This window comes from Chitinophaga sp. 22308 (assembly GCF_052045305.1).
Lineage (GTDB): Bacteria > Bacteroidota > Bacteroidia > Chitinophagales > Chitinophagaceae > Chitinophaga > Chitinophaga varians_A.
On record NZ_JBQEOP010000008.1, the window covers coordinates 199,011 to 214,735 of the forward strand.

At 54.4% G+C, this 15,725-nt stretch carries 1 protein-coding gene; it reads right to left on the minus strand.

Features of this window, described 5'->3' with window-relative positions; all coding sequences use genetic code 11:
- Window positions 1-19 precede the first annotated feature (19 nt).
- Complete coding sequence (locus ACTJJS_RS29355) at window positions 20-15,718, minus strand: non-ribosomal peptide synthase/polyketide synthase (RefSeq protein WP_440667173.1); 15,699 nt, start codon at window positions 15,716-15,718, stop codon at window positions 20-22.
- Window positions 15,719-15,725: the final 7 nt, after the last annotated feature.

Here is a 15,725-nt window from a genome sequence, read left to right on the forward strand (position 1 = left end):
GAATTAATGGGGTCCTATTTTATAGGGTGATGGTTTCAAGATTATCGTCGTCGTCATCCGCCGAAGGCTGATCAAGGTTTAACCGGATGTACCTGGCCAGTTGCTCGATGGTAGCCAGCTGGAAGAAGGTCCTGACATTTACCTCCACACCGAACTGCCTGCGGACCGTAGAGGTGAGCCGTATTACCTGCAGTGAGTGGCCACCCAGGTCGAAGAAGTTGTCCTGTACGCCTGCTTTTTCTATGCCAAGCAGGTCTTCCCAGACAGCAGCCAGCTGGACCTCTGTTTCATTACGGGGAGCGATGTACGTTTGTGACGACCATCCCTGTACTTCATCCGGTGCGGGCAGTGCTTTACGGTCTATTTTACCGTTGGCCGTCAGAGGCAGTTTTTCCAGCGGCACCAGCCAGGACGGCACCATATACTCCGGCAGGCGGCCTTTCAGGAACGCATATACGTTGTCACGGTCATAAGCGTCCGTGGTGACCACATAAGCCGCCAGTTGTTTGTGCCCTCTGCGGTCTGCACGGGCTACCACCACTGCCTGCTGTATCTGTTCATGCAGTTGCAGCGCGTGTTCTATCTCGCCCAGCTCTACCCGGAAGCCACGTATTTTCACCTGATCGTCCATACGGCCCAGGTATTCCACCGTACCGTCAGGGAGCCAACGGCCAAGGTCGCCCGTGCGGTACATCCGTACAGCCATTCCCGTGATAAACGGATCGGTGATGAATTTTTCAGCTGTCAGTTCCGGACGTTTGAGATAACCTCTTCCCACGCCCACGCCTGAAACGCATACCTCACCGGGCACACCTGGAGGGCATAACTGCATGGCTTCATTCACCACGTAGATGTTGAGGTTCTGTACCGGATATCCCAGCGGTATATTGGACTGCACCGGCGTTTCATACATAATGTAGTGGCAGATATCGTCCGACGCCTCCGTAGGGCCGTATGCATTTACGACGGGGATACGGTTGTAATGCGCATGCATGAACCAATGTGCCAGTACCTGCTGGCTCACTGCTTCACCGGTAACCAGCAGGAATTCCAGGTCGTCCAGTTTCACGGGAATGTCTTCCTGCAATACTGTCGCCAGATAAGAAGGCACCAGTTCCAGGATGGTCACCTGCTGGCGGTCTACCGCCCGCATCAGCTGCTCCGGCTGCATAATGGTTTCTTCGGAATAGATAATGGTAGTACCGCCGCAAAGCAGTGCTGCCAGCATTTGCCATACCGAGATATCGAAGGTATAGGAAGCGGTGAAGGCAATCACCGAACGATGGTCGAGCCGCAGGTCATTGACTTTCGCGTACAGATGGTTCAACATGCCCCGGTGTTCTATCAACACGCCTTTGGGTTTGCCTGTGGAGCCGGAGGTATAGATAATATAAGCCAGGTCGGCGGGCGATGGTAACAGCAAGGAACCGGCCACAGGCTGGCGGAACAGTTCCTCCCGGCGGTCATCCAGCGCGATCACGCGGGCGCTGGTGATAGCGGTTATTTTTTCTTTCAGCAGCAGGCTGCTCAGTACCACCGTGGCTTCCACGTCTTCCAGCAGGAAGGCGATTCTTTCCGCGGGGTAGGCAGTATCTACCGGCACATAAGCGCCGCCGGCCTTCAGGATGCCCAGTATACCGATCACCATTTCCGGTGACCGTTCTATGCAGATCGGTACGGCCATGTCTTTTTTCACGCCCAGGCCTTGCAGGTAATGTGCCACCTGGTTGGAGCGTTCTTCCAGCACGCGATAGGTCAGCTCCGTTTCCCCGAAGATGATCGCGGTGGCATCCGGCATCATGTCCGCTCTTTCACGGATGATGGCCACGGCTGTTTTCTCCTGCGGGAACGCCACTTTGCGGCTGTTCAGTGTTTCTGTCAGCAGTATCCGTTCTGCTGCCGTTAATATGTCCAGTTGATGTAATTGTGTATTGTCATGAGCGGTCATCTGCACCAGCACTTCTTCGAAATGCCCGCGGATAGCGGTGATATAGGTATCAGCCATCAGGTCGGCATTGTAGCGCAGCGTGATGCGGATGGTATCGGCCACGGCGGCCAGTATTTCCAGCGGCAGGTTGGTTTGTTCATGTACTGCAATATTTTCCACGCCCAATGCGCCTTGCTGCGCAGCCTCCATCTTGCTTACCGGGTAGTTTTCGTATACCAGCAGCGTATCAAACCAGTCTCCTGTAATGCCCGTCCAACGTTGCATATCATCCAGCGGCGTATACTGGTACTCGCGGCATTGCAGCTGCGATGCCTGTAATTCCTGCAGCCATGCGGTGACCGGCCTGGCCGGATCGATGACGGCACACAAAGGCAGGGTATTGATATACATCCCCACGGCCTGTTCTACGCCTGGCAATCCTTCCGGCCTGCCAGACACCGTGATGCCGAAAGTAATTTCCCGTCGGCCGGTGTAGCGGTATAACAGGTACGACCACACGCCCTGTATGATGGTATTGGGCGTAATACGGTGACGGTGCGCAAATTGGTGGATGTTGCGGGTGACCGTCTCGTCCAGCTCCAGCAGTTCCTGGCGGTAGCTGCCCACGCCGGCGTTGCGCGCTTCAGCAGCCCCGATAAAGGGCAGCAACGTGGCGTCGGTGGCATTTTTGATATAGTTGCGCCAGAACGCTTCCTCCTGTTCTTTATCCTGACGTTCCAGGTAGCGGACATAGTTTTCGTAGCGGTCTTCCGTAAACACCGGCAAAGGCGCCTGTGTCACGACAGCTTCGTATATCCGTAACAGGTTTTCCAGTATCAGCGGCAATGACCAGCCGTCAAACAAAATATGATGGGAAGTCCATATCATGCGGTGACGGTCGTCATCCAGGCGTATCAATGCCAGCCGCATCAGCGGCGGGTGACTGAAATCGAATCCTTTGTTGCGGTCCGCTTCCAGGAAAGCCGCCATGTCTTCCTGCTGCTCTTCGGCGGTAAGGCCGCGATAGTCCTGTAACACCACTGGCACCTGCACGTCCTGGTAAACGCCTTGTACCGGGATGCTGAACTCATCGGCATGGAAGCCGCTGCGTAAGGCGGTATGCCTTTGCAGTAAAAGGTTCCAGCTCTGGATAAAAGCGGGCTCGTTGAGGTGCAGCAGGTCGCAGGTAAACTGCTCCATATAGGCGTTGGAGTGCTCATCGTACAATGCGTGGAACAGCATGGCTTCCTGCAGCCCGGTGAGCCGGTAGAGGCTACTGATCCTGATACGACGGGCAACGGCGCCCACTTTGGCATCGAGGAAAGTGTCCAGTTCCGCGACACTGATTTCCCGGCCCAGGCCGAAGTCCGATGGCGTAAACGCCGGCTCATGGCGGTCTGCACAGTGCGTGATCAGCGCCTCCAGGTGCCTGATGTAGGTAGCGGCCATTTTCTCCAGGGCGGCAGCGGAAAAATGCTGACTGCTGTATTTCCACCGGAGCACCAGCTCACCATCCTGTACCATGCTGTCCACCGCGATTTTTTCTGTCAGCGGGAAGTCTTTGCCGATCGCGGCACCCGGAGATTCCGCGGCCATACGCAGCAAACCGTCTGTGGCAGTGATATTGCCGGTCTGACCGAGGTAATTGAATACCACGTCCCATGGATCGTTGCCTCTCAGCGCCGGTTCCTGTTGGAGGTATTTTAACACGCCATATCCGAGACCTTTATCAGGGACATTGCGCAGTTGTTCTTTTATCGTCTTCAGTCGCTCACCAATGCCACCTGTGCCGGTGGCCAGCTTCACGGGATAAAGGCTGGTAAACCAGCCTATGGTGCGACTGATGTCTGTTGTTGCATCTATGGCTTCACGGCCGTGGCCTTCCAGCCCGATGGTAACACTATCCGTATTGCTCCACTCCTGCAACGTGATGGCGAGCGCACATAACAGCAGGTCGTTTATCTCGGTATGGTATGCTTTGGGGACGTCCTGCAGCAGACGGCGGGTTTGTCCGGCGTTCAATCGCACTACATGATTGGCCGTATCCCTGATGGTCACCATGCCGTCAAAGGTCTTGTCGCCCTGTAACGGCGTGTAGCCTGCCGCTGTTTGTTGCCAGTATGCCAGCTGCGCCTGCACTTTAGGCCGCTGGCCATAAGCGGTCAGTGTTTCCTGCCATTGGCGATAGGAATTGCTCTTCAGCGGAAGCGCTGTAGCCGCTTGTTTCAGCAGCTGGTCCAGGTCTTCCAGCAGGATACGCCAGGAAACCCCGTCAATGGCCAGATGGTGTACCACGATCAGCAGCCGGTTGTGGGAAACTGTATCCGGTGTGGTCATGAAAACGGTACGCGTCACGATGCCCTGTTCAGGATGCAGGCTGCGTTGATAGTACTCTGCCCTTGTGGTGATTTCCGCCGGCAGCGTGTCTGTTGTTTCATCACGCAGGTCAATGACTTCGAGCGTGCCATTGTGCGCGCCGTACGTTTGCTGCCATTGCCCGTCGTTCGTCGTATAGGAGAAACGCAACGCATCGTGATGCTGCAACAGCCTTTCTATCGCTGTCTCCAGCGCACTTACCTCCACCGTTTTGTCTACTTCCAGTAACAAGGCCTGGTTAAAATGTGTTTCCCCTGTAACATCCGCAGTATGAGCGAAGTACCAGTGCTGTATAGGCAACAGTCCGCTGGCGCCTGTCAGCAGGCCCTGTTCGGCATGGCTGTCCGGCGTGTCCTGTTTGGATGCCAGCATGGCGGCGAGGCCGGCAATGGTCTGATACCGGAACAGATCGGCCGGATGCAGGTTCAGGCCTGCTTTCCTGGCCCTGCTTACAGCCTGTATGGTGATAATGGAATCACCGCCCAGTTCAAAAAAATTATCGTATATCCCTACCTGTTGTACGTTCAACAGGTTTTGCCATATGGTGGCCAGTTGGGATTCGGCTTCATTACGGGGCGCTACAAAAGCATTGCCGCTCAGTGCTTCCACGTCCGGTACCGGCAGTGCTTTTTTATCAACTTTACCATTAGGGGTTAATGGTATGGTGGCTATCTGAATAAATTGCACGGGCACCATGTATTCCGGCAGCCTGTCGCGCAGGAAGGCGGACAGTGTTTCCCGCTCTGGCAGTGTTTCGCCGGTGAGGTAAGCCACCAGCCTTTTGTGGCCGGCGCTATCGGCTTTCACGGCCGCCACGGCTTCCCGTATGTCCGGATGTTGTAACAGCGCGCTTTCTATCTCGCCCAGCTCTATACGGTAACCACGAAGTTTCACCTGATCGTCTATACGGCCAAGGTAAGCGATGTTACCGTCCGCCAGCCAGCAGGCCAGGTCTCCGGTACGGTATAGTTTGTCGTTATGGCCGGAGAATGTATCATAAACAAATTTCTCTGCGGTAAGCGTCGGGTTGTTCAGATAGCCTTTTGCAACCTGTATGCCACCGATGAACAGTTCTCCGGGTACGCCTATAGGAACAGGACGATGGTTATTGTCGAGTATATAAGCGCGTACATTGGTCAGCGGCTTGCCGATAGGCAGCATCTCCGTGCCTGTTGCCTGTTGCAACTGGAAATGGTATGCGGTGGCCACTACCGTCGTTTCCGTAGGGCCGTATTCGTTATAGAAGTCCACATGCGGCGCCCAGGCAGCTGCCAGCTGCAGGCTGCAGGCTTCCCCGCCGGAAATCACACGGCGGAGGGAACCATAGTTGCCCGGCGTAATAGACGCGAGGAAACCTGGCGTAGTGTCCAGATGGGTGATCTTTTCCTGTTCCAGCAAAAGCTCAAACTCCTGCCGGTCCAGCCGCAATGCTTCCGGTATCAGCACCAGCACGGCGCCATTCACCAGCGGCAGGAACATTTGCTCTACCGAAGCGTCAAAGCAGTAGTTGGAGAATTGCAATACCCTGTCGGTCATGTCTATACTAAAATCACGGCTGCGGTGAACGATGAAATTGACGATCGCCGCGTGCGGGATCACCACGCCTTTGGGGACGCCGGTGGAACCCGAAGTATAGATCACATAGGCCGTGTCTTCCGGGGCAGCGGCTTTTATTTCATAATCTTCTCCTGCAGGATTGTTCCAGTCATCGGGCAATAATAATTTCGCCTTCGGCGGAAACAGGTGCGTGAGCGCTGGTGTGGTCACGATCAGCGGGTCGCCACCCATATCTTCCAGTATCCGGCCGATACGTTCTTCAGGGTGCTGCGGGTCCAGCGGCACATAAGCCCCACCGGCTTTCAGGATGCCCAGGATAGCCACCATCATGTTCAGTGAGCGGTCAATACACAGCGGTACTAACGTGCCCGCACCAACGCCATGGCGTGCCAGCTGCGCCGCCAGTTGCCCGGCACGTTCGTCCAGCTCCTGGTAGGTAAGCGCGGTATTGCCGAACACCAGCGCCGTGGCGGCAGGTGTGCGTTTCGCCTGTTCTTCAAACAGGATGGCCAGCGTTTTTGTGTCCGTTTCGGGAGCAGACTGGCTGGTGGGATTAAATCCGTACAGCAGCTGTATCTCCTCTTCTTTTCCGAGCATAGGCAGGGATTGGAGACGGGCAGCCGGCGCCGCCACCACGCTGCGCAACAGCTGTTCAAAATGTTGTACCATACGGTCTATGGTACCGGGCACATACAGGTCCGTGCAATATTCCACACTGCCCCGCAGGCCTTCTGCCGTATCTTCCAGCGTAAAGCTAAGGTCGTATTGTGTGGTGGCGTAAGACAATGGTTCCGCCGCCAGTTGCAGTCCCTCCAATTCCAGCGATGCGCTATCCGGCATATTCTGCAGGGTAAACATCACCTGGAACAGCGGGCTTCTGCTGAGATCGCGCTCTTTCACCACCGCCTCCACTACTTTTTCAAAAGGTATTTCCTGGTGCTGGTACGCGTTGAGCGTCGTTTCCTTCACCGCCTGCAACAGGCTGTGGAAGGACTGTTCACCATCCACGTAACTGCGTAATGCCAGGGTATTGATAAAGAAACCGATGAGCGATTCAGTCTCCTGCCGCGTACGGCCGGCAACCGGACTGCCCACACAGATATCTTCCTGACCACTGTAACGGAACAACAACACTTTAAATGCTGCCAGCAATGTCATAAACAAAGTAGTTTCCTGTTGCTGTGCCATTGACCGGAGGTCGGCGGTCAACTGCCTGTCCAGCCGGAACCATGTCACAGCGCCGCGGTTGCGTTGTACCGCAGGACGGGAGTAGTCGGTCGGTAACTGTAACGTTTCTACGCCACCGAGCTTTTCTTTCCAATAGTCCAGCTGCAACGCCAGCACCGTATCTGTCAGGTAACGGCGCTGCCAGATGGCGTAGTCCGCATACTGCAACGGCAGCTCAGGCAGCGGGCTTGCTTCCCGGTGAACAAAAGACCGGTACAGGTCCACCAGCTCTTTTACCATGATAGCAGAAGACCAGCCGTCAGATGCGATGTGGTGGACCACCACTACCAGCACATGTTCGGTTGGCGACAGCACTACGAGGTGCGCACGCAGCATATGGTCTTTAGCAAGATCGAAAGGTGCCTGCACCAGCGCATGCACCAGTGAGGACAATGCCAGCGGATCTTCATGATAAACCGGTTCGTCAGTGACTGTCAGCTGCCACCGGTCGCGGTCCAGCAGCCGTTGCCAGGCAACACCGTCTTCCTGTGCAATGACTGTCCGGAGTATTTCATGGCGATTGATAACGGTTTGCAGCGCAGATGCCAGCGCCTCTTTGTCCAGCGTTCCTTTCAGCCGCAATACCACAGGAATGTGATATTGTACACTGCCTTCTAGCTGGTCAATGAACCACAAACGTTCCTGGCTAAACGACAACGGCACTCTTTCCGGGCGTGAAACCGCCTCTACTACCGGCAATATGGGGGCAGCATGCTCCTGTTCCAGCAGATGTGCTGCCAGCGAGGCGACGGTGGCATGGGTAAACACCGCTTTGACCGGCAATTCCAGCTGCAGCTGTTTACGCACCGCTGCTACCAGCCGCATCGACAACAACGAGTTGCCTCCCAGCGCAAAGAAATTATCGTTAACGCCTACACGCGATATTCCTAAAATATGCTGGAAGATATTGGCCAGCACCTGTTCTGTTTCATTTCCCGGAGCCACATAGGCTGATGACGCCAGGAAGGTTTCATCCGGTGCAGGCAGGGCCTTCCGGTTGATCTTTCCGCTGGCGGTAAGCGGCATAACAGGCAGCGGAATCAGCACAGCAGGCACCATGTACTCAGGGAGGCGGCGCTTCAGGTTGTCCAACACCGCTGTGCGGTCTATCTCCCCTGCCGGCACTACGTAGCCGATCAGGCGTTTGCTGCCATCAGGCGCATCTTTCGCGACAACGACCGCTTCGCTCACCTGTTCGTTTTCCAGCAATACGCTCTCTATCTCTCCCAGCTCAATACGGAACCCTCTGATCTTCACCTGGTCGTCTATTCTGCCGGCGTATTCTATATTACCGTCCGGCAACCAGCGGCACCAGTCGCCTGTTTTATACAGCCTGCCATTGCTGAAGGGATCGTCAATGAATTTCTCTGCCGTCAGGGTTTCCCTGTTCAGGTAACCACGGGCCACCTGTACCCCACCGATATGCAGTTCCCCGAAAACACCTGGTGGCAGCAAGCCGCCGGCTTTATCGAGGATATATAGTTGTGTATTGGCTACCGGCTGGCCGATAGATACAATTTCATGTTCGCCCAGATCATCCGGCACATGCCAGCAGGTAACGTCAATAGCAGCCTCCGTAGGACCGTAGAGGTTATACAGGCCTGCATACGGGATCTTCTCGCGGAACAGGCTTACATGTTGCGGCTTCAGCGCTTCGCCACTGCACAATACTCTTTTCAGCCCCGGCACATCATCCGGCGTCACATCTTCCAGGAAAAGCTGCAGCATAGACGGTACGAAATGGACCGTGGTAATACCATAACGATCGATGGCGTTTTTGAGATACCCGGTATCTTTCTGTCCGTCCGGAATGGCCATCACCAGCCGCGCTCCGCAGATAAGCGGCCATAGCAGCTCCCATACGGACACATCAAAACAAAATGTTGTCTTCTGTAAAATGGCATCATCTCCATTGAGGCCAAAATATTTCTGGGTCCACAACAGGCGGTTCACCACCCCTGCGTGTTCATTCATCACCCCTTTGGGTTTTCCGGTGGAACCGGAAGTATAGATGACATAGGCCAGCTGGCCGGGCTGTACTACCTGCGTGGGCGGGGTGTCCGGATAAATGGCCAGTACCGGCCGTATTTCGTCCAGGCGCACGGCTCCGGCGAAGTTGTCCGGTATGGCGTGGAAACCGGTATGGTCTGTAAGGATGATATCCGCATTGGTATCTTCCAGTATGTGTAAGATCCTTTCCTCCGGATAGGTAGGGTCTACCGGCACATAGGCAGCACCGGCCTTCAGGATAGCCACAATGGCCACGATCATGTCCAGTGACCGTTCCAGGCACACGGGCACTAACGTTTCCGCACCTACGCCTTTGCTGTTGAGGTAATTCGCCAGCTGATTGGTGAGGGCGTCCAGCTCACGATAAGTCAGGCTTGCCTGCTCGTCCACCACAGCGGTCAAGAGCGGCGTACGCTCTACCTGTGCGGCAAAGAGATCGACCAGCGTCTTTTGTTCCGGCCATTTAACCGCGGTGTCATTGAATGTGCTCAACAGCTGTTCTTCTGCTGCAGTGAGCCATGGCAATGCCGGCAACAGGCTGTCCGCACTTGCCGGCAATTGTGACAGCAGCGTTTCAAAATGACCTGCGATGGCTTGCAGGTAATTATCTGTCAGCAGTGTTGTATTGTAGCTAAAACGAATATTGATCGTTTCTCCTGCACCAACCAGGATAGTCAGCGGATAGTTGGTCTTTTCCTGTACCGCTACATTTTCAATCTGCAACTGCCAGGCTTGCGCTTCAATCACTTTGCTGACCGGATAGTTTTCAAACACCAGCAGCGTATCAAACAGATCACCGGCAATACCGCACCAGTGCTGGATAGTATCCAGTCCCGTGTGCTGGAACTCGCGGCTCTGCAACTGGCCTGACTGTAATTCCTGCAGCCATGTTCCCAGCGTTTTCTGTGCAGACACTTCCGCATGCAGTGGAATGGTATTGATGTACATCCCCACGCGTTGCTCCACGCCGGCCAGGTCCTCCGGACGGCCGGACACGGTTACGCCATAGGTGATATGGTCCTGCCCCGTGTAGTGATGTAACAGCAACGCCCACACGCCTTGCATGAGCGTATTAACGGTCACATGCTGTTGTTGTGCAAAAGCATTGATCTTTGCCGTCAGCGTTTCATCCACGCGGAGTATATGATCTTTATAGGTGCCTGCCTCACGCGTCCGGTCTGCGCCGGAGCGTACAAAAGGCAATAGGGTGGCGTCTTCCACGCCCTCCATATACCTACGCCAGTATTGTTCTTCTTTTTCTTCGTCCCGTGTTTCGAGATAACGGATAAAGTCTTCGTAACGGTCTTCCGCTCCTTCCGGCACCGGCCTGCCGTTTACCAGGGCCTCATACGTGTGCAGTAAGGACTCCATTAAAACAGGAACGGACCAGCCATCAAACAGGATATGATGGAATGTCCATAACAAACGGTGACGGCCCTCCGTTAATTTGATCAGCGCGATGCGCATCAGAGGAGCTGTTTTAAAGTCGAACGCTTCTGTGGCGTCCTGCTGCGAGAAGGCATCAACCGCCTGCCGGCGCGCAGCTTCGTCCATATTGCTGTAGTCCAGCAACCGGAACGGCAATACCGCTTCTTTGAAAACGCCCTGCAGCGGGATGGCCGCTTCATCACTGAAGAAAGCGGTGCGCAGGATCGTATGCCGCCGTAGCAGGTGTTCCCACGCGGCTTTAAATGCATCGGGCCGCACGTTGAGCAGGTCGCAGCCGAACTGCTCTATATAGGCGCCTCCAGCCTGATCGTACAGGCTGTGGAACAACATGCCTTCCTGCAGCGCGCTTAAACGATACAGTCCGGAAACCTGCGCACGCCGTGATATACCGGTGTGGGCAGCATCCAGAAAGGTGTCCAGTTCTTTGATGGTCATGACAGCCTGTAGCCCGTAGTCTGAGGGTGATACCAGGGCTGTTTGCTGCGCCAGGCAGTCCGCAATCAACTGTTGCAGTTGCAGGATAAAATCATCAGCCAGCGCCTGTACCTGTTGAGGCTGAAAGTGTTTCCTGCTGTAAGACCAGATCAATATCAGGGAACCATCGCTAACGATACTGTTGACACCCAGTTTTTCCTGCACCACATAATTCTCTCCTACGCCCGGGCCGGAAGATTCTTCTACCAGGCTCAACATACCATCTGTTTTCACCACACGGTCCGATTGACCGAGGTAGTTGAATACGATGTCCCATGGGTCGTTGCCTTGCAGGGAAGGCGTTTGCAGCAGTTGTTTTAATACACCGAAGCCGATGCCTCTGTCAGGCACCGAGCGCAACTGTTCCTTGATGTTGCGCAGTACAGCTCCGAACGACCGATGCCCGTCTACTTCCAGCAACACCGGGTACAAACTGGTAAACCAGCCCACGGTGCGACTGATGTCCATGCCGCCAATGTCATGCCGGCCATGGCTTTCCAGGCCTACGCAGACACGCCCGCTGTTGTTCCATTTGCTAACAGCCAGCGCCAGCGCGCTCAACAGAATATCGTTGATCTCCGTATGATAAGCCTGCGGAGCGTCCTGCAGCAGATGCCGGGTAAGACCGGCATCCAGCCTCGTTTCTATATTATCAACATCAGCGATGGTCACCCTCCCTTCAAAAGGCGCAGCTTCTTTTAAAGCTGCCAGGCGGCCTTCCTGATATATTTTTTCCCAGTAAGGCAACTGCGCGGTCAAACGCCGTTGACCGGAATAGGCCACCAGTGCTTCATACCATTGACGATAGGAATTACCTTTATCAAGGGTCAGAGCAGGAGCATCTTCCTGTAACAATATTTCCAGGTCCTCCAGTAAAATACGCCAGGACACACCGTCCACCGCCAGGTGATGCACGATGATCAACAGCCGGTTATGTTCTTCGTTATCAGGTGTCTGCAATAGCACCGCACGCATCAATATGCCTTTGGTGATATCAAGTGACCGGTGTATGGTACGGCTATACGCAGCAATATGTTCTGACAGTGGCCCATCCTGCATTTCGCGCAGGTCTTCCACTGTGAGGCCCGCTTCGTAGGTGCCGTACGTCTGATGCCATCCGTTTTCATCTGAATGATAAACAAAACGCAGCGCATCATGGTAACGCACCAGCGCTTTAATAGCGGATGACAGCCGGTCGGCAGATATTTTTTTATCGATCCCTACCAACACGCTCTGGTTAAAGTGGCCGGCAGCCGCTGCGTTGTTATCGAAGAACCAGCGCTGTATCGGTATCAGTCCGCTTTCGCCGGTCAGCAGTCCCTGTTCGCCGGTGAGCACCTGCTCTTTGTTTTCAGACAACAGAATCTCCAACCGGTCGATGGTCTGATGATGGAAGAGGTCCCGCGGGTGCAGCCTGATCCCGGCTTTTCTCGCTCTGCTGACCACCTGTATGGTGATGATGGAGTCGCCTCCCAGCTCAAAGAAATTATCGTATATCCCTACCTGTGGCACGCCCAGCAGCTCCTGCCAGATCTGCGCCATTTCACGGCCCGCTTTGGTGCGGGGCGCTATATAACCATGGCCGGATGAGGTGTTCAGTTCCGGTTCGGGCAAAGCTCTTTTGTCGATCTTTCCGTTGGCGGTAACCGGGAACTTATCCATGGTCACGATCTGAGAAGGCACCATGTATTCCGGTAGTTTCGCTTTCAGGTAACTGACCAGTTGATCTTTATCCAGGGTATCAACCGGCACTACATAGGCCACCAGTCTTTTGGTGCCTTTGTCGTCCGTTTTGACCACCACCACCCCCTGCGCAACAGCAGGAAATGTTAGCAGTATGTTTTCTATTTCGCCTGGTTCTATACGGTGACCACGGATTTTCACCTGGTCATCCATACGGCCAAGGTACATGATGTAGCCGTCGGGCTGCCAACGGGCACGGTCACCGGTGCGGTACAGTTTTTCATCCGGATTATTGCTGAAAGGATTGGCAACAAATTTCTCCGCAGTCAGTTCAGGTCTGTCCAGGTAACCCAACGCCAGTCCGTCGCCGCCTACGTATAATTCTCCTGTCACGCCAACAGGCACCAGCTGCATGGCAGCGTCCAGCACATATGCTGTGCGGTTGTTGAGCGGCAGGCCTATAGGTATATTGGCGGCCAGTTCATTGTTATTAATATTGCAGCATACAGAGAAAGTCGTATTCTCCGTAGGCCCGTACCCGTTAATAATGCTGATATCAGGGTATGTCTGCCGGAAGCGTTCCACATGTTTTTCGGATAGCTTCTCACCGCCAACCAACAATGCTTTCATACGGGCAAAGACCGCGATGTCTGTATCTACCAGCTGATTGAACCAGCTGGCCGTCATGAACATGCACGTCACACCTTTGCTGTACATTTCCTGTTTGAAAACCGCACTGTCCAGCAAACTGTTACCGACACTGAGGGCCAGCCGGCCTCCATTTAACAGGGCGCCCCAGTATTCAAAAGTAGTAGCATCAAAAGCCAGTGACCCGGCTGAGAGCATAGTGGTGCCCGCATTCAGCGTAACATAGTTCGGCTGCTGCACCAGGCTGGTGACATTACGGTGTGTTACCAATACGCCTTTGGGCTTGCCGGTTGAACCAGACGTATACATCACATACGCCAGGTCATTGGCGGACGGCGGATTAGCAGGCACAGTATCCGGTTGTCCGGTCAACAATACCGGCAACTGATCTACAAACAACAGCTCTTTGTCCGGCCTTTCCTGTATAAAGCGATCGTGAAAATCAGTCGTGGTCAACAATACGTTACTACGGCTTTCATCCAGCATAATACGCAACCTTTCCGCCGGGTAGGCCGGGTCCAGCGGCATATAGGCCGCTCCGGCCTTCAGGATAGCCAGGATACCTACCATCATATCAATGGAGCGTTCCGTGCAAACCGGAACGATGCCCCCCTGCTGTACGCCTTTACTGCGCAGGTAATGCGCCAGCTGATTCGACAGTGTTTCCAGTTCGCCGTAATGACTCACGGCATCGCCGTACATCAATGCCACCGCGTCAGGCGTCTGTTGCGCATGGGCGGAGAACAAAGTTGAGATAGACTGGTCGTCCGCATATGGCACCCTAGTGTTATTGAAAGTAGTAAGTGCCCGCTCCCGTTCTTCAGCAGATAGCAGCGGTAACAAGTGAACAGGCACATCAGGTGTCTGCAAAGCATTTTTCAATAGCAGCTGAAGATGCCCGATCATGCGATGAATGGTCGATGCATCAAACAGATCGGTACAGTATTCCATTCTTCCTGCAAAGCCGGCCGGTGTTTCTTCAAAAGAACAGGTAAGATCGAACTTAGTGGTGGTATGCGCAGTGTCCATATAGGAGAACGTCACGCCGCCCAGCTCCAGCTCCGGTGCCGCCGGCGCGTTCTGAAGCACAAACATCACCTGAAACAGCGGGTTTCTGGCCATATCCCTTTCCTTCACCACTGCCTCCACTATCTTCTCAAAAGGTAATTCCTGATGATCGTAAGCTGCCAGCGTCGTTTGTTTTACCTGCTGCAGCAGCGTATTAAAGGTAGGTTGTCCTGACAGGTCACTGCGTAATGCCAGTGAGTTGATAAAAAAGCCGATCAGGTTATCTGTCTCTTTCCTTGTTCTTCCCGCAACAGGCGTGCCCACGCAGATATCTTCCTGTCCTGTATAACGGTACAGCAGCACTTTAAAAGCGGCCAGCAGTGTCATAAACACCGTAGTGCCCTGCTGCCGGGAAAAAGACTTCACCTTATCGGTTGTATCACGCTCAAGGTTAAACGTAATAATAGCGCCACGGTCGCTCTGTACAGCAGGACGTGGATAGTCTGCCGGCAGGTCCAGTACCGGGGTACCGGAGAGCTTGTCTCTCCAGTACCCTAACTGCATGGCCAGGGTATCGCCGGACAAATACTGACGTTGCCATACGGCGTAGTCCGCATATTGCACCTCCATCACCGGCAGCTGTGGCGCTATACCGGACACGCCGGCATGATACAGTTCCACCAGTTCCCGCACGATGATGCCGGTTGACCAGCCATCAGCCGCGATATGGTGCATCACCACCACCAGTATGTATTCCCCGGCTCCCGGCGTGATCAGGCTGGCACGCAGCATATGATCGGTTGCCAGGTCAAAGGGCGTATCGATGATCGTTTGTATGGCCTGCGCCAACGCTGTGGGAACATGGTAGTATTCCGGCGCAGTAATAACGTCTATCTGCCAGGCATCTTTTTCCAGCACCAGCTGGGAGGCGATGCCGGTGATGTCCCTGAACACGGTACGTAACACTTCGTGCCGGTTCACAATGGTGCGCAGCGCCTGCTGCAGGGATTCCACGTGCAGGTCGCCTTTGAGCTTCAGTACGATGGGAATATGGTATTTAACACTTCCTTCCAGCTGATGAATGAACCAGAGCCTTTCCTGGCTGAACGACAGCCGCACACCTGTGTGGCCTGACGCAACGCCAGCCTTGATGGGCATCGTTTCCGCAGAGATGGACTGGTGCAGCAAGGCATTGATCTCATCCCGGTGCAGTTTAATTTCCGCCAGCAGTTCCGGTGTAATACCTGTATCTTTTGGCGTCCGGAATTTGATTTTACCATCTTCCAGAAAAAGTATGACTCCCTGTGCCCGGGCCTTTGCCACCACCGCGATTGCTTTATCAAAATTAACCTCAATCATATATTGT

What these genes read in the sequence shown, in the direction of transcription:
- ACTJJS_RS29355 (WP_440667173.1), bottom strand. Translation starts at nt 15,718, where the DNA reads ATGATTGAGGTTAATTTTGATAAAGCAATCGCGGTGGTGGCAAAGGCC.